The 18,909-nt window shown below is 47.8% G+C and carries 19 protein-coding genes and 1 pseudogene; 13 read left to right on the plus strand and 7 right to left on the minus strand.

The window, feature by feature from the left end:
- The first annotated feature begins 13 nt into the window (after nt 1–13).
- From WDY75_RS08320 to WDY75_RS08330, 3 genes are all read left to right on the plus strand, one after another.
- Nucleotides 14–460, plus strand: coding sequence for an ArpU family phage packaging/lysis transcriptional regulator (locus WDY75_RS08320; protein ID WP_338842104.1), 447 nt, complete (start codon nt 14–16; stop codon nt 458–460).
- Between the two features lie 53 nt (nt 461–513).
- On the plus strand, nt 514–681 hold the full coding sequence (locus tag WDY75_RS08325; RefSeq protein WP_162487508.1) for a hypothetical protein: 168 nt from the start codon (nt 514–516) through the stop codon (nt 679–681).
- 79 nt (nt 682–760) lie between these two features.
- Complete coding sequence (locus WDY75_RS08330) at nt 761–2,296, plus strand: recombinase family protein (RefSeq protein WP_338842105.1); 1,536 nt, start codon at nt 761–763, stop codon at nt 2,294–2,296.
- A 15-nt stretch (nt 2,297–2,311) separates the two neighbouring features.
- Here the strand turns inward: WDY75_RS08330 and WDY75_RS08335 are convergent.
- Both WDY75_RS08335 and WDY75_RS08340 read right to left on the minus strand, forming a co-directional pair.
- Nucleotides 2,312–2,977: pseudogene (locus WDY75_RS08335) on the minus strand (DUF444 family protein); the annotation flags it as partial.
- Nucleotides 2,978–3,143: 166 nt separating this feature from the next.
- Nucleotides 3,144–3,566 (minus strand): hypothetical protein, encoded by a 423-nt coding sequence (locus WDY75_RS08340; protein ID WP_006212087.1) that lies wholly within the window; start codon nt 3,564–3,566, stop codon nt 3,144–3,146.
- Nucleotides 3,567–3,778: 212 nt separating this feature from the next.
- On the opposite strand from WDY75_RS08340, the gene WDY75_RS08345 reads away from it, so the two are divergent.
- Nucleotides 3,779–4,159, plus strand: a complete 381-nt coding sequence (locus WDY75_RS08345) for a DUF423 domain-containing protein (protein WP_006212086.1) — start codon at nt 3,779–3,781, stop codon at nt 4,157–4,159.
- 86 nt (nt 4,160–4,245) lie between these two features.
- Here the strand turns inward: WDY75_RS08345 and WDY75_RS08350 are convergent, their stop codons facing one another.
- Complete coding sequence (locus tag WDY75_RS08350) at nt 4,246–4,794, minus strand: hypothetical protein (protein WP_006212085.1); 549 nt, start codon at nt 4,792–4,794, stop codon at nt 4,246–4,248.
- A gap of 232 nt (nt 4,795–5,026) precedes the next feature.
- Here WDY75_RS08350 and WDY75_RS08355 point away from each other — a divergent pair, with 232 nt between their 5' ends.
- Nucleotides 5,027–5,329, plus strand: a complete 303-nt coding sequence (locus WDY75_RS08355; RefSeq protein ID WP_006212084.1) for a YunC family protein — start codon at nt 5,027–5,029, stop codon at nt 5,327–5,329.
- A 165-nt stretch (nt 5,330–5,494) separates the two neighbouring features.
- Here WDY75_RS08355 and mtnA read toward each other — a convergent pair whose 3' ends face one another.
- Both mtnA and mtnK read right to left on the minus strand, forming a co-directional pair.
- Nucleotides 5,495–6,574, minus strand: coding sequence for an S-methyl-5-thioribose-1-phosphate isomerase (gene mtnA / locus WDY75_RS08360; protein ID WP_006212083.1), 1,080 nt, complete (start codon nt 6,572–6,574; stop codon nt 5,495–5,497).
- On the minus strand, nt 6,571–7,794 hold the full coding sequence (gene mtnK, locus WDY75_RS08365; RefSeq protein ID WP_006212082.1) for an S-methyl-5-thioribose kinase: 1,224 nt from the start codon (nt 7,792–7,794) through the stop codon (nt 6,571–6,573). The genes mtnA and mtnK overlap by 4 nt, the downstream gene beginning before the upstream one ends.
- A gap of 308 nt (nt 7,795–8,102) precedes the next feature.
- Between mtnK and WDY75_RS08370 the strand changes: the two genes are divergently transcribed.
- The 6 genes from WDY75_RS08370 (at nt 8,103) to sufB (ending at nt 14,193) form a co-directional block, all read left to right on the plus strand.
- Nucleotides 8,103–8,579, plus strand: a complete 477-nt coding sequence (locus WDY75_RS08370) for a Dps family protein (protein WP_006212081.1) — start codon at nt 8,103–8,105, stop codon at nt 8,577–8,579.
- A 445-nt stretch (nt 8,580–9,024) separates the two neighbouring features.
- Nucleotides 9,025–9,807 carry a Fe-S cluster assembly ATPase SufC gene (gene sufC, locus WDY75_RS08375; RefSeq protein WP_006212080.1) on the plus strand — a complete coding sequence of 261 codons (783 nt, stop codon included), beginning with the start codon at nt 9,025–9,027 and terminating at the stop codon, nt 9,805–9,807.
- 22 nt (nt 9,808–9,829) lie between these two features.
- Nucleotides 9,830–11,134, plus strand: coding sequence for a Fe-S cluster assembly protein SufD (gene sufD, locus WDY75_RS08380; protein WP_006212079.1), 1,305 nt, complete (start codon nt 9,830–9,832; stop codon nt 11,132–11,134).
- Nucleotides 11,131–12,351: a cysteine desulfurase gene (locus WDY75_RS08385; protein WP_006212078.1), complete on the plus strand. Its 1,221-nt coding sequence runs from the start codon at nt 11,131–11,133 to the stop codon at nt 12,349–12,351. Before sufD ends, WDY75_RS08385 begins: the two co-directional genes overlap by 4 nt.
- Nucleotides 12,341–12,760, plus strand: coding sequence for a Fe-S cluster assembly sulfur transfer protein SufU (gene sufU / locus WDY75_RS08390; protein WP_006212077.1), 420 nt, complete (start codon nt 12,341–12,343; stop codon nt 12,758–12,760). Before WDY75_RS08385 ends, sufU begins: the two co-directional genes overlap by 11 nt.
- 35 nt (nt 12,761–12,795) lie before the next feature.
- Nucleotides 12,796–14,193, plus strand: coding sequence for a Fe-S cluster assembly protein SufB (gene sufB, locus WDY75_RS08395; protein WP_006212076.1), 1,398 nt, complete (start codon nt 12,796–12,798; stop codon nt 14,191–14,193).
- Nucleotides 14,194–14,559: 366 nt separating this feature from the next.
- Here the strand turns inward: sufB and WDY75_RS08400 are convergent, their stop codons facing one another.
- Complete coding sequence (locus WDY75_RS08400) at nt 14,560–15,606, minus strand: HD-GYP domain-containing protein (RefSeq protein WP_006212075.1); 1,047 nt, start codon at nt 15,604–15,606, stop codon at nt 14,560–14,562.
- An 89-nt stretch (nt 15,607–15,695) separates the two neighbouring features.
- Nucleotides 15,696–16,433: a molybdopterin converting factor subunit 1 gene (moaD, locus tag WDY75_RS08405; RefSeq protein ID WP_063480373.1), complete on the minus strand. Its 738-nt coding sequence runs from the start codon at nt 16,431–16,433 to the stop codon at nt 15,696–15,698.
- 113 nt (nt 16,434–16,546) lie between these two features.
- Between moaD and WDY75_RS08410 the strand changes: the two genes are divergently transcribed.
- A complete protein-coding gene (locus tag WDY75_RS08410; protein WP_063480372.1) occupies nt 16,547–17,980 on the plus strand; it encodes a bifunctional UDP-sugar hydrolase/5'-nucleotidase in 1,434 nt (477 codons plus the stop codon).
- A gap of 66 nt (nt 17,981–18,046) precedes the next feature.
- Nucleotides 18,047–18,871: an undecaprenyl-diphosphate phosphatase gene (locus WDY75_RS08415; protein WP_006212072.1), complete on the plus strand. Its 825-nt coding sequence runs from the start codon at nt 18,047–18,049 to the stop codon at nt 18,869–18,871.
- Nucleotides 18,872–18,909 lie beyond the last annotated feature (38 nt).

Here is an 18,909-nt window from a genome sequence, read left to right on the forward strand (position 1 = left end):
GTGAGGTGAAAGCATGAAGCAAATGTCTTTTGATCTGCCTGAACTGGATCGAGAGAAGACCAAAGATGCTGTTGAGTCTGCTCTACTGAAATACCGAATGTTTAAGACGATCGATGTTGATGAAAGGGAAGCTAAAGTAACAGCATCTCTTTCAGATATCCCAAGAGGACAAACCAATGTAACCAGCGATCAAACCGGTGATATCGCGGCATATAATATTGATGCCCCGGCTGCCAGGAAAGCATATTGCGAGAAAGTTGAGCGTGCAGTTAAAAGATTGCATCCCAAAGAGAGAATGCTTATACAAGAGCGGTACATGAAAGAGGATTATGTTTTCGATTATGTGATTTATACGCAGATCATGGGCATAAGCGAAGGCACCTATTATAAATACCGTTGGAAGGCGTTCTATAAGCTCGCATTAATCCTTAACATTGCTATCACTAAAAACAATGAATAGGACAACTTCAGCAATTAATATACATGAGAGTATGACGCGCAAGAGAGGAGGAGATGGACATTCAATTTACAATAACTGAAGTAAACGGAACGAAATCTCCCACTGAATGGTTTGCGAAGAAAGTGAAGGAGTTCGCAAAAGACCAATATGGCCTAGATGTGAACGTGGAAATTATCGAATCTCATAAAGGTGATAAAAATGATTTATCGGGCACCCCCTAAAAAGAGGGTGCTTTTTAGTTAATGATACACTTATAATTCTAACCAGTAGTGCCATTGATTTAACTAAAGGAGTTCGGTTATGGAGAATAAGATTAAATGCGGAATTTATGCGCGTGTAAGTACAGATCGTCAAGGTGATTCCATAGAGAACCAGGTGGGACAAGGTACTGAGTATATCAAGCGTTTAGGTGACGAGTACGACACTGAAAACATTGAGGTTTTTCGTGATGAGGCTGTCTCTGGTTATTATACGAGCGTATTTGATAGAGCCGAAATGAAAAGAGCGATTGAATATGCTAGAGAGAAAAAGATACAACTGCTAGTCTTTAAGGAAGTGAGCCGGGTAGGCAGGGATAAACAAGAAAACCCGGCTATTATCGGCATGTTCGAACAATACGGAGTAAGGGTTATCGCGATCAATGATAATTATGATTCGATGAACAAGGATAACATTACGTTTGATATCCTTTCTGTTCTCTCAGAACAAGAGAGTAGAAAAACCTCTGTACGTGTAAGTACAGCCCGTAAACAAAAGGCTGCCAGAGGGCAGTGGAACGGCGAACCACCTTATGGGTATACAGTGAACCCTGAGACAAAGCGGCTGGAGATACATGAAGAGAGAGGAAAGATACCTCCATTGGTGTTTGATCTTTACGTAAATCGAGGGATGGGGACTTTCAAAGTCGCTGAGTATCTGAACAAAAAAGGCTACGTGACCAAGAACGGAAAACTGTGGAGCAGAGAAACCGTTAACCGATTAATAAGGAATCAAGCGTATATCGGACAAGTAGCCTATGGTACCCGTAGGAATGTTTTGAAAAGGGAATATGATGAAAGAGGAGCAATGACTAAAAAGAAAGTTCAAATTAAGATCAATCGTCAAGAATGGCAGATTGTTGAGGATGCTCATCCTGCTCTAGTGGATAAGGAGTTATTCTATAAAGCTCAAAAAATCCTGATGTCCCGAACACACGAACGCGGTGGGGCCAAAAGAGCACATCATCCACTTACCGGTGTTCTTGTGTGTGGTTCTTGCGGGGAAGGAATGGTCTGTCAGAAAAGAAGCTTCAAAGATAAAGAGTACAGATATTACATTTGCAAGACATATCACAAGTATGGCCGTGATGCATGCTCACAAGCCAATATTAATGCTGACGATATTGAGCGTGCAGTGGTGGAGGCGGTTAGAAATAAAATATCCCGTCTGCCGGCTGACACCCTACTTATTACTGCCGATCGGGAACAGGATATAAAGAAATTGACTTCCGAACTTAAGGATACTAACTCACGCAAGGACAAGCTAATGAAGGATCAACTAGATATATTCGAGCAAAGGGAATTGTTCCCCGATGACTTATACCGTTCAAAGATGATCGAGATCAAAAATAGTATTGCACATCTTGAGGAAGAGAAAGAGATTATTGAGAAACAGATAGAAGGGATAAAAGAGAAGATAACCGAATCCTCCTCCCTTCAGCACATTATCGAGGAGTTTAAAGAATTGGATATTGAAGATGTGGGACGCCTTCGGGTTCTGATTCATGAGACCGTAAGCAGCATCACAGTAAAAGGGGATAATTTAAGGATTGAGTATGTCTATGACTTTGATAGTTAATTATGAAACACTCTTGGACCCTGAAGTATCCATCATCGCAATAATGACTGCGCTCGATTCCGGAATGACGGTATCGTCCCAGGTCTTGTAACGAAGATCGTCCGGGCTGATGCCGTGGATGCCGGGATTGCCGTCTCTGGCATTGCGTCGCAAATTCTCCAGAATGGTGCGTTTCTTGTCAATGTTGGACATGATGCCTTTTTTGCGGATGTCGTTGAACACGATGGACTGCGTCTCGATCTGCTCTTTATCCTTGGGCTGAAGCAGCGGAAGTTCCAGCTCCTCAAACAGCATGTTCTCCAATTCTTCCAGACTGACCTCGGTCTCCACGATGTCCTGGCCAGCCTGATCGCCCGCGGATTCTCCCTTTCCGGGCTGGGCCGACGAAGGGTCTCGACCGAGGACGTCACCAACCTGACTGTCGCCATCGCCTTGGCCGACATGCTTTTGCTTCTGATAGTTATAGATGAAACGGTATTCGTCAAGGCTTCGGATCGGAACCTTAATGATCTGTTTCCCGTCGGAGAGGATAATGTTTTCTTCGGTAATAAGGTCAGGCAGGTTGCGCTTGATCACTTCGCGAATTTTATGCTGATGACGTACCTGATCCTGATAGCCTTTGCGGTGCAGCGACCAGTCTTCACGGGATACGACAAACGAAAGGGCATCTTCATTTTGCACGGACAGTCACCTCCCAAGTGTAGCCTTGACACTGTTGCCTCGTTTTGGCTGTAGTATTTCATTATATTCGGGAGAAAGAGCGATATGTGAGTGTGAATCCGTGTTTGCCGTGAAAAAGGACACTTCACCTGAAAATGATCAGGCAAGTGTCCCACCATGATAATGCTTAGCCGTTTAGTACAAATAGGAACAGGGCGCCGATGGTGACGATAACCACGCTGTTGACGATGGTTGCAATGACGGCAACCGCACGCTTGCGCGTTTTGGAGAAGCAGCCTACAACGCCGAGCACCAGCCCGACGATATTTACGATCATCACAAGGATGAACACAGCGGCAAGCGTCGTCATCGCTTCCATTGTTTCCTGCGTCGGCTCCAGGATCGGGCCATTTTCCGTCATATAAGGCTCAATCATCGTTGTGCCGAGTGCGCCGAGCAAAATATAACCGAGCAGCGTAACGATAGACAGTATGAAGGATGCTATGCCGAATCGGGAGTGCTTTCTGTCCTCAGGGGGGATAAATGTGGTTTTAGGTTTCTGGGGTGAAGCTTGGTCCTCGGATGGGGAGGAAGGTGTTTGCTGATCCATGTACTTAATCGCTCCTAACTTGGGATACATTCTTTAATAGTCCATGCGGGTTATTCATAAAAAAAGACATCCTTATTAATCTTTCACAAAATGGCCCTGAAATCAAGTCCAGAGCGCTTTCATGCAGGTGGAAAAGCTGTGGCGAATCCGTTAAACTTAACATGATTACATAAGGACACGGTGTGTCCGTTGACAAAAGGGGTTGAAACGGCTTGAGTCGAACATTCATCGCATGGGGCTCGATCCTGATGGCGCTGTCTGTGGCCATCGGTGCTTTCGGTGCCCATATGTTAGAAGGCATGATTACGGCAGACGAGCTTGCTATTTATGAGACGGGAGTCCAATATCATATGATGCATGGACTTGCGGTCCTGATTACAGGTATTCTGGCAAAGGTACTGGGCGAATCCCGCAAGCTGTTCTGGGCGGGAGCTTTATTCATTGCAGGCACCATCATCTTCTCCGGCAGTCTCTATGTGTTAAGTATATCAGGTATAAAGTGGCTTGGGGCCATCACGCCGATTGGCGGCGTATCCTTCATCGTGGGCTGGCTGATGCTGATGTCCTCGGCGCTGTCTCGAAGAAACGCCTGATTCTCCTGAAAAACGGCTTCGCCGATCCCTTGTTGCAGGGGCGGCGAAGCCGTTTTTTAGTGGAATCCGGTTAAATGTATACCCTGTTAACTGACACTGAATTCGTCTATTTCATTAAGCTTGAAGGTATAAACCTGTTTCTCATCCACATGATAGACGTTGACCAGAAAATTGCTTTCATCATAGTTGAGAATCCGGCAGGGAAGACTTGTCTGCTTGCCGTGGCGGTTGGTTGTCAAGCGAACAAGGCGATTCTCCTTACTATATACTTTAATCCATTCAAAGGGATCGTTTCCGGTGAGTGGAGTTTGAACAGAAGGCACGCTGGCAGCGACCTTCTTTTTTTCCGGCAAGGATGTCGCAGGGGGCGGAGCGGGCTTTTCCTTATTCTGAGAAGTTGCAGAAGCCATCTTCTGAGAGGCTTTGCTGATAACGGATTTTTTCTTGGCTTGAACCAAAGTGTTGATAATCTCTCCAAGCTCCATCCCGGATTTAACCCGGAAATCGACGACCTCAGCTTTGTCGTTCAGCATTTCCAGCAAATATTGCAAAGCCAGTGCGTTGGAGGGACTCTTGACCAGAATATCAACGTTGAATAAAAAGCCGTTATCATCGGTGACAGGAATTGTGTTCATAGCTTTTATTATTCACCAGCTTTCACATTGTTTCTACTGAATCAAATATACCATAATTTTCAGAATTTCATAGTCCTAATGTCATGCGTATTTCATGATTGTTCTATTGATCTAGAGACATTCGTACCACTTGTATGCAGGAGAAGGCCCAGATATCAGAGACATTCGCACCATGTCGGTTCATGGAGAATAAACATAATTCTAAGCCGATGTGAGGGGAGGTTTGTTTATATTGGTGACTTTACTGCCAATCGAAATTGAAGGACATACCGTTATGGGGGTTGAGGTTAAGCTGCCCAAAACTACGCTGCTGGCCGTATATACTTCCCGCGGCTATATTATGTGTGGTGCGCTGGATGTTGGTCTTCTGAACGAACAGCTTGCGGACCGCAAGATCATTGCCGCAAGAGCCGTTGGGGTACGCACACTCGAGCAGCTGCTGGAAGCACCGCTCGAATCCGTAACCTTGGAAGCGGAGAAATGGGGTATCCATCCAGGCTTGGCTGGCAAGGACGCAATTCTTCGGATGTTATAGGGCCTGTTTCAGGGGCTGAGGAGTGGTCCAAGCGGATCGCTCTTTTTTATATGAAATAGTTAGTATGCTGCATTGAAGCAGCTTTGACAAGAAAAAAACGGACAATCGGGTTTTTCAACCGGTTGTCCGTTTTAGTTGAAGTGACTTGCATTTGCAGCGACAGGACTATTCAAACAAACTTTTCAAGCTCTCGTGATAAGGAGCCTGTACGACGCCTTTTTCGGTAATAATTGCTGTGACATATTCATTCGGTGTGATGTCGAAGGCCGGGTTATATACTTTTACGCCTTGCGGAGCCGTGCGTTTGCCAAAACCTTCTGTGATTTCCTCGGCAGGACGCTCCTCAATCGGAATATCGGCGCCTGTCTTAGTGTTCAGATCAATCGTAGACAGCGGACAAGCCACGTAAAAAGGAATGCCGTGGGCTTTCGCCAGAACGGCTACCCCATACGTTCCGATTTTGTTGGCGACATCGCCATTTGCGGCTACACGGTCTGTACCGACGATGACTGCCTGGATCCAGCCTTTGGACATAACCATGGCGGCCATATTGTCTGCCAGCAGCGTAACGTCGATACCGGCCTGCTGAAGCTCAAAAGCGGTTAGTCGGGCGCCTTGCAGTACAGGTCTTGTCTCATCGGCGAACACCTTGATGTTCAAGCCTTGCTCATGAGCCAGATACATCGGTGCCAAGGCTGTGCCGTATTTGGCAGTTGCCAATCCGCCCGCATTGCAGTGGGTAAGGACGCCCATGCCATCCTTGAAGAAAGGCAGTGCATTTTCCCCGATCCGGCGGCATACCTCTTCATCCTCGGAACGAATGGCCTCAGCCTCAGCGAGCAATGCTGCATTTAGCGCGGCTGTATCAAGCTTATCTGCTGCGAGTTTCTCTGCAGCCAGTTTCATACGGTCCAGTGCCCAGAACAGATTGACAGCCGTCGGTCTAGAAGTGGCGAGATAAGCGCAGGTCTTTACAACTTGCTGAAGCCATCCCTCGCTGTCGTCAGCTTCGTACAGGATGCCTCCCAGCACGGCGCCGAATGCTGCCGCGATTCCAATGGCCGGTGCGCCGCGGACCTTCATGGAATGAATGCCTTCCCACACCTCCTCCGGTGTTGAAAGCTTGAGATACACAATTTCTTCCGGAAGCAATCTCTGATCAAGCAGGACCAGATGGTCCCCGCCCCAGTATACGGAGCTTAGCGGCTCATAGGTGCTGGAGTTGCCGGTAGTTATACCGCTCATATCGATACCTCATTTCCTTTAGTTGCTTGTTGAATCAAAGTCAGGATATCCTCGAAGGATTTGATGCTGCGGTGATGGCGAACAAGATTCTTGCCGATCGCCAGTGCTTTGCGCTGCGCCGCTTCTCTGGCGGTATCGTCGGCAATGGTATCGATATCCGCAACGTGGGACAGCCCAACAATGCGCCGGATCATCTTGCAGCCGGCAAATCCTGCGGTGTCCTTCAATATCTGCGATACGTAGTAGTCCTGATATCCAGGCGTACGAGACATTTCATCCAACAGGTCATCATTCCACAGCATGCGGAAGTTGCTCTCGAAGTGATTCCACACGTCGCTTGCCATTTCGAGGAGCCTTGCCTCCCGGGTCGCTTGCGTGTACTCGTCCTGGCTCCAGCCCGGCTGAGCGGCATAGTTGAGCAGCAGGTTGCCAATCACGGCGCCGATATCAAAGCCCATCGGCCCGAAATATGCAAATTCCGGGTCAATCACCTTGGTTGATTCCGGCGTGACGAAGATGCTGCCTGTGTGCAGATCCCCGTGCAGCAGGGCTTGGGCGTGAGTCAGGAACTTCTCGCGAAGCAGAGCCACTTCGAAGTGGAGAGGCAGATCCGTACGAAGCGCCTCCGCCTCATCGGCAATATGGTCCGGATAGTTATTATTGGAGGATTCGCGGTATGGATCTTCGAAGATCAGATCTTCGGTGATTTTGCATAAATCCGGATTCACAAAACGGCCGGCAAGTACTTTCTTCTCCTGTTGGTTCATCCCGAGATCCGATGTATAGAACAGCGTTCTGGCCATGAATTCGCCAATGTGCTCGGCAAACTTCGGATAGGCGATGCCCTCAATAAGGCCTTTGCGCATGATGGTATACTCGCTCAAGTCCTCCATCACGGTGTAGGCGAGCTCATCCGAATAGCCGTATACTTTCGGTACGAGGTTCGGGCAGAGGGAGTACTGCGTCTCCAGCGCCACACGTTCAATACGGGCACGGTCGAGCGACAGCGGCCAGGATTCACCTACAACTTTTGCATAAGGAACGGCTTGCTTGATAATGATACTATCAGCCGTATTTTTGGCGGTGACATGAAACACCAGATTCAGATTGCCGTCGCCGATTTCGCGGCATTCGAGTTCGGCATGGTCCGGGAAACGGCCCGGTATACTTTTTGCTAACTGTATAGCTTCTTCCGCGTTCAGCGGATGGTATGCAGACATGGATGGTCACCCCCAAATAGAATAGAAGAAAAACAAAGCCAACTTTTTTGCTTGGTATTACCTAGTATAACGTTTTTTCGCGAATTTTGTATAACTTTTTGGCAACCCTTAAGTTTGGTGAATCTGATTCGCTTCGAAGCCGTAAGGGTAAACTACAAATAGACGCCCAAGCTCAGGATGTACTTATATATTAATGAAGGAATGGCATTAGCAGAAGGTTCCAGTTACAATGGGTATACACCAATCTGCAGCATATTCCTTTGTCGCAGTACAGGGTGCATTTCATATAGAAAAGGAAGGGATTAACCATGGCAAAAACTACATCAGGCAAATCTGCAGGAAAAACAAAAAACTCCAGCTTAGAGCAGCTGTTGAACCAACAGGTCGCGAATTTCAACGTGCTCTATGTCAAACTTCATAATTATCATTGGTATGTAACAGGAGAGCAATTCTTCTCCCTTCATGTCAAGTTCGAGGAACTGTACGATGAAGTTACACTTAAAATGGATGAGGTTGCGGAGCGCCTGCTGTCGATCAAAGGCAAGCCTGCGGCAACCATGAAAGAATATTTGGAACTTGCAACGGTTCAGGAAGCTTCCGGCAACGAGGATACTCGCGGAATGGTACAAGCCCTGATTGAGGACTTTGCTACCGTATCGGAAGAGCTGACAGAAGGTATCGAAATGGCTGAGGAAGCCGGAGATGCGCCTACAGCGGATATGTTTACAGGCTTCAAGGCTGATCTTGAGAAGCATATGTGGATGCTGCGTTCTTTCCTTGGATAATTCGTGAATAATAATGTAGCGATGCCATGTTCATGACTTGTATTTGCAGAGCTTTAGGGTGCTCGTCCAACGTGCGCCTGTACAGCTCAACATGATGATGACTATAACACCGTTTGTCAACGAGCGTTAACGCCGGTGACGGATGCCGTGACGACACTAGAAGCATCAGCAACTACAGGATGAGCAGAGCAGATTAAAACAGGCTTGGCCGGTCTATCGGTCAAGCCTGTTTTTTAAGTGTTTTGGTTGTCCGAATGTTGTCTCTAAAACGCTTGTCCGGTTGAAATACGTCATATTTTATTATAAAATGGCTTGAGAATCATTGATAATCAGTTTAGAATGATTATAAATAAATAATTATTTTTTATTTATGAAATCAGGGCGTCCAAATCCTGTTATCATATAGGACAAAAATACACTACCTATCTAACGGAGGGAATCTAATATGTCAACCAAGTTTGTCATTGAAGGATTGAAAGCAACAATCGAAGGCAAGGAGATCCTTAAGGGAATCAACCTTGAGATGAAGGGCGGAGAAATTCATGCCATCATGGGACCAAACGGCACAGGCAAAAGTACGTTGGCTTCCGCTTTGATGGGTCATCCTAAATATGAAGTTACAGACGGTAAAGTTTTGTTGAATGATGAAGATGTGCTGGATATGGAAGTTGATGAGCGCGCACTCGCCGGTCTGTTTCTGGCTATGCAATATCCTAGCGAAATCGCTGGTGTTACGAACTCCGACTTCCTGCGCAGCTCCATCAACGCGCGCCGCGGCGAAGGTAACGAAATCTCGTTGATCAAATTCATCCGTCAAATGGAAGGCAAAATGAAAGAGCTCGAGATGAACCCTGAGTTTGCCCATCGTTACCTGAACGAAGGCTTCTCCGGCGGTGAGAAGAAGCGTAACGAAATCCTGCAAATGATGATGCTGGATCCGAAAATTGTGATTCTTGACGAAATCGACTCCGGTCTTGATATCGATGCTTTGAGAATTGTAGCGAACGGCGTGAATGCCATGAAATCGGAAGAACGCGGTTTCTTGATTATTACCCACTACCAGCGTTTGCTTAACTATATCACGCCAGATTATGTACATGTTATGATGCAAGGCCGCATCGTGAAATCCGGCGGTCCTGAACTGGCGGAGCGTCTGGAAGCTGAGGGTTACGACTGGATTAAAGAAGAGCTGGGCATTACTGATGAAACTGTAGGTCAAGACGCGTAAATAGACGGGAGGAGGAAACGATATGACTACACAAACCATTCTTCCGGTCAACGCTGAGGCTCTGAAGGCATTGTCCGAAAGTAAACAGGAGCCGACTTGGCTGACAGACAGCCGTCTGGCTTCTCTGGAACTGGCTGGCCAGTTGGAACTGCCCAAGCTGGAGAAACAGCGTATTGAACGCTGGAACATTCAAAGCTACGGTGAATATAAAGAGAGCAAGAAACTTGCTTCCCTTGATGATCTGCCTGAACAAGTTGCTAAACTTGTAGAAGGTTCAAGAGAAGGCGGTCTGGTTATTCAACGCAACTCGGGAACTGTGCATGTAAGCTTGGCACCGGAACTTGCTGCAAAAGGCGTTATCTTTACCGATCTGGAAACAGCGGTTAAAGAGCATGCGGATTTGGTTAAACCTTATCTGCACCAAGCGCTTAAGAACGATGAGCATTCGATGGCTGCTCTGCATGCTGCGGTATGGAACGGCGGGGTGTTCCTCTATGTTCCCAAAAACGTAGAGGTGGATGTTCCGCTTCAGGCCGTTATGCTGAGTGATGATGCCGAAGCGACATTTGCTCCGCATGTTCTGGTCGTAGCGGAAGCGAACAGTCAGATTACGTATGTGGATAACTACGTATCGGATTCCTTGACTGCGCCGGTAACGCACAACGGAGCGGTGGAAGTATTCGTTAAAAATGGCGCGAAGGTTCGGTATGCTTCCGTACACCAATTGACCGGCGAGGTAACGGATGTTACATTCCGCCGCGCGGTGCTGGAGAATGATGCCTCCATCGAATGGATCGTCGGCGAGATGAATGATGGGGATACAGCAAGTGACACCATGAGTATTCTGAAGGGCAATGGCTCAACCTCCGATGCAAAAATCATTGCGGTTGGTTCCGGCTCCCAGAAGATTAACTACACGACGCAAGCGAAGCATTTTGGCAAGAGCTCTGAATCCCAGATGATTACTCGCGCGGTCATGCGTGAAGAAGCCCAGGCCATCATCAACGGAATCACCAAGATCGAGAAGGGTGCAACGAAGGCGGACGGACAACAAACCGAGCGCGTTCTGATGCTCAGCCCGAAAGCCCGCGGCGACGCGAACCCGATCCTGTTGATTGACGAGGACGATGTAACGGCAGGACACGCAGCGTCCGTCGGACAAGTGAATCGGGAGCAAGTCTATTACCTGATGTCCCGCGGTATCTCGCGTACAGTGGCTGAATCCTTGATTATATATGGCTTCTTGGCTCCGGTTGTAAGTGAAATCCCGCTTGAGGGACTTCGCGATCAGCTGCAGGGGCTTGTTGAAAGGAAGCTGGGACAATGATAGCCTCCGTCCGTAAGCAATTTCCCATCCTTCATCAGGAGATTAACGGACATCCGCTGGTATATCTCGACAATGCCGCGACATCTCAAAAGCCGCAGGTAGTCATAGATGCTGTCAAGCGGTACTACGAGTGGGAGAACTCCAATGTGCACCGCGGGGTTCATACGCTCGGCAGCCGTGCTACCGACGCTTATGAAGGAGCCAGGGAGAAGGTTGCCCGTTTCATTAATGCCGAGAGTTCGGAACAGATTATTTTTACCCGCGGTACAACGACGGCACTGAATCTGGTTGCTTCGTCGTACGCACGCTCTGTATGCGGTCCCGGGGATGAAATTGTCCTGACGGAAATGGAGCATCATAGTAATCTCATTCCGTGGCAGCAAGCGGCCCTGGCCGTTGGCGCTACGCTGAAATATATTCCTCTGCAGCCTGACGGCTCGATCAGGGTCGAGGATGTAGAGGCCATCGTTACCGAACGGACGAAGGTCGTTGCGATTGCTTACGTATCCAATGTCATGGGCATTGTGCATCCTGTAAAACAAATCGCGGAAATCGCCCATCGCCACGGTGCAGTTGTTGTGGTTGACGGCGCTCAAAGCACACCGCACATGAAGGTGGACGTTCAGGACTTGGATTGCGATTTCTACGCCTTGTCCGGCCACAAGATGTGTGCTCCAACAGGCATCGGCGCATTATACGGCAAGAAGGCGCTGCTGGAATCAATGGAGCCGATCGAATTCGGCGGCGAGATGATCAATGATGTTGGATTGTACGAATCGAATTGGAAGGAGCTCCCTTGGAAGTTTGAGGGGGGCACGCCTATCATTGCAGGGGCTGTCGGTCTTGGCGCCGCTATCGATTTCCTGGAGGAAATCGGAATGGACGCGATCGAACAGCATGAGACTCAGCTTGCGGCTTACGCTATGAACCGCATGTCCGAGATTGAAGGGATTACGATATACGGTCCACGCGAACGCAAGGTCGGTCTCGTTACATTCAATCTTGGAGACGTTCACCCGCATGATGTAGCCACGGTACTTGATGCACAAGGAATTGCGATTCGAGCAGGACATCATTGTTGTCAGCCGCTTATGCGTTGGTTAAAAGTATCATCTACGGCACGTGCGAGCTTTTATCTGTATAATACAGAGGAGGACGTTGATCGGTTAGTTAGCGCCTTAATCCAGACAAAGGAGTATTTCGGCGATGCAACTTGACGATTTGTATAGACGTGTCATCATGGATCATTATAAGAACCCCCGCAACCGCGGAAAGTTTGATGAAGATGTGGTAACCATCGATTTGAACAATCCGACTTGCGGAGATCGAATTTCCTTGCAGCTGAAGGTGGAGAACGGCGTTGTTGCCGATGCCAAATATACAGGCGAAGGCTGTTCCATCAGCATGTCTTCCGCTTCGATGATGACCGATGCTGTAAAGGGCAAGTCGCTTGATGAAGCAATTAGTCTTGCGAACCGCTTCTCCTCCCTTATGAAAGGTGAGGCCGTGGAATTTGAAGAGTACGAGGACATTGAAGCCCTATCCGGTGTTAATAAATTTCCTGCCCGCATTAAGTGTGCAACACTTGCGTGGAACGCACTCCGAAAAGGAATAGACGCGAAGTAAGCGAACGATAATAGATCGATAGGGAGGTAAGTTAAATGGCTAAAAAAGCACCAGAAATGGAAGAGTATAAATATGGTTTCCGCGATGAGCACAAAGCTATTTTTCAAACCGGTAAAGGTTTGACACGTGAAGTCGTTATGGAAATTTCCAAAATCAAGAACGAGCCGGAATGGATGCTGGAATTTCGCCTGAAATCACTGGAGCAGTTCGAGAAAATGCAAATGCCTCGCTGGGGCGGCGACCTCGACGAGCTCGATTTCAACGATATCCAGTATTATGTAAGACCTTCTGATAAGCAAGGGAAGACTTGGGAGGAAGTACCTACCGAGATCAAAGAAACCTTTGACAAATTAGGAATTCCGGAAGCAGAGCAGAAGTTCCTGGCCGGTGTATCCGCACAGTACGAATCCGAGGTTGTTTATCACAACATGCAGAAGGATCTTGAGGATCAAGGTGTCATCTTCATGGATACCGACACGGCGCTCAGAGAGCATCCGGAAATTTTGAGAGAATACTTTGCAACGGTGGTACCTCCAACGGATAACAAATTTGCTGCACTTAACAGTGCCGTATGGTCCGGCGGAAGCTTTATCTATGTTCCAAAAGGTGTAAAATGCGAAATTCCGCTGCAAGCATATTTCCGCATCAACTCCGAGAACATGGGACAGTTTGAGCGTACCCTGATCATTGCGGACGAAGATAGCTTTGTTCACTACGTAGAGGGCTGTACAGCTCCAATCTACAGCACGAACTCGCTTCACAGCGCGGTAGTTGAGATCATCTGTAAAAAGAACGCTCGCGTTCGTTATACAACGATCCAGAACTGGGCACCTAATATCTACAACCTCGTTACGAAGCGTGCGGTTGCTGAAGAGAATGCAACGATGGAATGGGTTGATGGCAACATCGGCTCCAAACTTACAATGAAATACCCAGCTGTTATTCTGAAAGGCCGCGGCGCTAAAGGGATGGTATTGTCCATCGCTGTAGCAGGTAAAGGCCAGCATCAGGATGCAGGGGCTAAAATGATTCACCTGGCACCGGATACAACGTCTACCATTGTATCCAAATCCATCAGCAAGCACGGCGGTAAAGTAACGTACCGCGGACTTGCCTCCTTCGGCCGCAACGCGGAAGGCGCCAAAGCCAACATTAAGTGTGACACACTCATATTGGATAACGAATCTACATCCGATACGATTCCTTACAATGAAATCAAGAACGATAATATCGTGCTGGAGCATGAAGCGACCGTATCCAAGGTTTCCGAGGATCAATTGTTCTACCTTATGAGCCGTGGTCTCAGTGAAGCTGAAGCTACACAAATGATCGTTATGGGCTTCATCGAACCGTTCACCAAAGAACTCCCAATGGAGTATGCGGTAGAGATGAATCGTCTTATCAAGTTCGAGATGGAAGGTTCCATCGGTTAAATCCTAAACACAGGGGCAAATCACTCACATGCGAGTGGTTTGCCCCTTTTTTTGCTTATTCCCGATTATTATAGCCCACAGAGAAGGGGAAAGCCTGGTGTCCTTCTCCATTCATTTTGACAGGAACGGTCCCATGATGTATCTAGTGTGACTTTTATGCTTGCGTGCTCAGGTTATCGGGATACGTCTTATATTCTGCCAGAAACCAGGAGGGATCGGATGTGAGAAATATCACACCTTCCCTTGAAAATATGAAAAGGTTCCCCGGTGGTGAATCTCTCATCCAGCCGGGGAACCTTTATTTCAAATGTATATATCGAAATGAATTCGAAAAGGACGTAACCATAGAAAAACGCGGTTTACAGATTACAGGAGGATCTCCAGAATCGCCGTATTGTATTCCTTGGAAAGATCGATGAACCGGTCGTCGGTTTTCACCAACGGACGGAAGTAATCCGAGGGATTGTTCATCACAATAATGCCCGATTCACCGGTTGTCAGCTGAACTTTTTTGCCAATAAAGTTCGGAAGCATTTGCTGGATGAAGGCGTGTGTAGGCTTGCCGTTCAGCTTCCCGAAACTGAGGCTGTAGAGCTCCCGAAGAACGGTTAACAGCTGCTGCTTGGACTGATACACCCGGTTCGTTGTCATCGCGCTATATACATCCGCGACAGCACATATTTGGGCATATGGATGGATCTGATCTTCACGGAGTGCTCTGGGATAACCGGAGCCATCGTCTCGCTCATGGTGCTGCAGGGCAACCATTGCAGTAACCTTATCATTCATGGATTCCGAGATCATCTCGTAACCATAGATGGTGTGCAGCTTCACTTCCTCAAACTCTTCAGGGGTGAGCTTGCCAGGCTTGTCCAGTATATCTCTTGAAATCTTGCTCTTGCCAATGTCGTGGAGATAACCGGCTTTGCCAATATCGTAAGCTTCCTTTTGGGAATATCCCATCCAATCCGCTATATAGTACGATAACATTCCTACTTGAATGGAGTGCCGGTAGGTGTAATCATCTTTACCGTTAAAGAGGAGGAGGAGGGATACGACATCCGTATGCTCATCCAGAGAGCCGACCAAAGGTTTGAAGACATCGTCTACAACGGATTCATTGAACTTTCCGGACTGAGATGCTTCCGTGAACAGGGTGGAGCATCCGTTGAATGCGAGATTGAATTGTGGTTTCACCTTGTTGAATGAATCTGAAATTTCAGATAATGGATCGAGGGATACAGTCAATGCCCGTGGCTCTATTTCAATGTAATCGATGCCGTGCTGCAGCAGCTTGGATATATCCTCTATTCGAAGTGTTGCTCCTTTTTGTAGAACATGAACGCCGTTACTGTTGTAAGCATCATGCTGCATTTGATCACCGGGTATCAGGTCCGTGACATGTACTCTCAAATCATTGCACCTCTTGCCCTTATAGTAAGTAAAAAGATCAAAACTATCTTAGCAAGAAAATTATGGTTTTACAATGATATAATCACGACTTATTGCCTAATCATTGGGTCCCAGGGTCCAGTCTGCGGTCCTTTCCACTCCGACCCATCGTCCCATATCTCCTTCTTCCATATCGGGACGGAGCGCTTCAGCTGTTCGATGGCGTAGCGACTGGCATCATAACAGGATGCCCGATGGGGAGAGGACACGGCAATGACCACACTGGTTTCACCTATGCCGACGGTACCGATTCGATGAGAGATCGCGCATTGCGTACCAGGCCATTGTGAGAGGATGTCTGCACAGATTTGCTGCATTTCTTTTAATGCCATCGGAATGTAGGCCTCATATTCCAACGTAACCGTACGCATCTCGCCGGTCATTTCCCTGGTGGTTCCTATAAATGAAAGTGTAGCTCCATGATTTGCATCATGGACTTTGGCTACAGCCTCTTCTACAGACAGCTTGTCGTAAGTGATAAGGCAATTCCCATCCGTGGAGGACTTCGAGTCAGGGGCATCCCCCTCTGTTCCATCACCGCCGGATACAGGCGGAATGAGAGCAACCTCATCGCCAATCTGAATAAGCTGATCCGATAGGGCATATTCTTGATTGACCGCTACAAAAGCGGTGGCAATCTGGGATTTGGCATGAGGATAAGCTTCGCTGAGAAGCGACTTTAATTCTCCGGCTGTAAGCGGGAGGCCCGGTACGTTGAAGGCAAGCGAACTGGTGCCGATCCGATCAGCTAGTCCGGCGAATAGCAGTAAAGGAATGGTTGTCGACATCTTTATCACCTCGTAATTCTTATGGGCTACAATATACCATATTCTTCGCTAAAATGTTATGCTTGTAAGACCGGAAATTATCGTAAAACGAACATGGGGAGGGGGGCCGCCAGATGGGGATACAAGGCAATAAACAGACGCTTACCATACTGTATACCAACGATATACACAGCCATTTTGAAATGATGAGTAAGGTGGCGGCACTTATTTCCCGGGAAAAGACGGCTGCCGGCGATTCTGCTATCGTACTGGATATCGGTGATCATATGGACCGGGCTTCGGTGGAAACGGAAGGCTCCATGGGCCAAGCCAATGTGGATGTCATTAATCTGACAGGATACGACGCGATTACAATTGGCAATAATGAAGGGTTGACCATACCCTATGACATCTTGGAGAGTGTTTACGCCGGACTGCTATGTCCTGTCGTCTGCTGCAACATTCATGAGACGATAAGCGGCGCTCCTCCTTCATGGATGAAACAGCATGTCATCCTTGAGCGGGAAGGCATCCGAATCGGGCTGACTGGCGCAACCGCTGCTTTTGCAGGATTTTATCAATTGTTAGGCTGGGAAGCTGAGGATCCTGTGCAGGCCATTGCTGAACAAGTAGAGGCACTTCAGGACAAGTGCGACATCGTCATTGTCCTATCCCATTTAGGTCTAACGATTGATAAAAGATTGGCAGAGACTATCGAAGGCATTGATGTCATTCTTGGCGGTCATACCCATCATATTTTAGAGGAACCGCTGATGATCGGAAATACCGCCGTATGCGGCGCAGGCAAATTCGGACAATATGTTGGTCGAATCGTTATGCAGCGCAGCCATGTGGAGGAGCGGTTTACTTGTATTGAGGGCAGCCTTCTGCCCGTTGACAAGAGCGTGATGGAGCCGATCGTCGAACAAGCGATCATGAGGCATCATGAGTTGGCAAGGGAGCGATTAACGGAGTCTGTTGCCGTTATAGATCGGAGTCTGCCGATCCATTATGAAGAGGAGTCGCCGTTTGCAAACCTGCTGGCTCAGGCCGTGCTTCAGCACACAGGGGCAGAACTTGCCATCGTTAACTCGGGACAGCTGCTCGGTCCATTGCCGGAGGGCGAGATCAGTACGGGAATGCTCCATGGTTTGTGTCCTTCCCCCATTAATCCCTGTGTAGTGAAGCTGCTTGGGGAACATATCTACCAGGCGCTTGAAGAGAGTCTACTCCAGGAGTTTAGCAGCAAGAAAATACTCGGTTTCGGCTTTCGCGGCTATATATTAGGCGGGCTTGCCGTAGACGGATTAAGCATTCACTACGATAAGCAGGGAAAGCCGTATCACAAGATCACCGATATCTCCATCCAGGGACAGCCGCTGGATCGACAACGTGAATATGAAGTGGGGACGCTGGACATGTTCACTTTCAAAATCGGATACGAGACGCTTGCACTTGGCAAGGATACGGTTTACATGCTGCCGGAGTTTATCCGAGATTTGCTGAGAAAAGAACTTTCGCGCCCCGGCTCGCTTGAAGAGACCTTGATTTCACGCTGGATATCCTGACAACCCCCGACTAACTTCCTTTGGCCGAGCATACATATGAGGACAAAGGTTAGGGAGGGGATGGACATGGATTTTATAACAGCTATTATACTGGGGATTGTGGAAGGATTAACGGAATTCATTCCGGTGTCTTCCACAGGCCACATGATTTTGACAGCCAAGGTGTTAGGGTACGATGATCAAACAGCGATCATGAAGACATTTGAAATTGTTATTCAGCTTGGCGCTATTTTGGCGATTGCGATTGTTTACTGGAATCGTATTCTGAACCTGCTGGGCTGGAGTCGAAGTGAATCTTTGAACAAAAAGGCGCCGCGCAAAAAACTGAATCTGATTCATGTATTTTTGGGTATTGCTCCAGCGCTGCTGGTAGCGTTTTTTGCGAGGGATTTCATCAAGAGCCTGTTTCATGCCCAAACTGTATTATTTGCACTTGTTGCGGGCGGTATTTTCATGATATTTGCAGAATGGTACAACAAAAATAAAGTTCAAGTGACTTCACACGATCTGGACGAATTGACATACAAGCAGGCACTTCTGATTGGTGTCTATCAGATCATATCGGTATTATGGCCGGGCTTTTCCCGTTCGGGCTCGACCATCTCCGGCGGTATGCTCAGCGGAGTGAGTTACAAGGCATCGGCTGATTTCTCTTTTCTTATCGCAATTCCTATTATGTGTGCTGCATCCGGTTATGAATTGCTGGATTCTTATCCATATTTTACTTCAGATACGATTGGTGTATTTCTCGCCGGATTTATCGTTTCGTTTGTTGTCGCTTATTTTGTCGTCTTGGCCTTCATGAAGCTTATACAGAAGATACGTCTCACTCATTTCGCGATCTACCGTTTTGTTCTCGCCGCTGTTTTCTGGCTGTTTATTATGCACTAGAGATCGTAGGCACAAGAGGTGGTCCGGCTTCTTCGTAT

It is taken from the genome of Paenibacillus glucanolyticus (assembly GCF_037333485.1).
Classification (GTDB): domain Bacteria; phylum Bacillota; class Bacilli; order Paenibacillales; family Paenibacillaceae; genus Paenibacillus_AQ; species Paenibacillus_AQ glucanolyticus.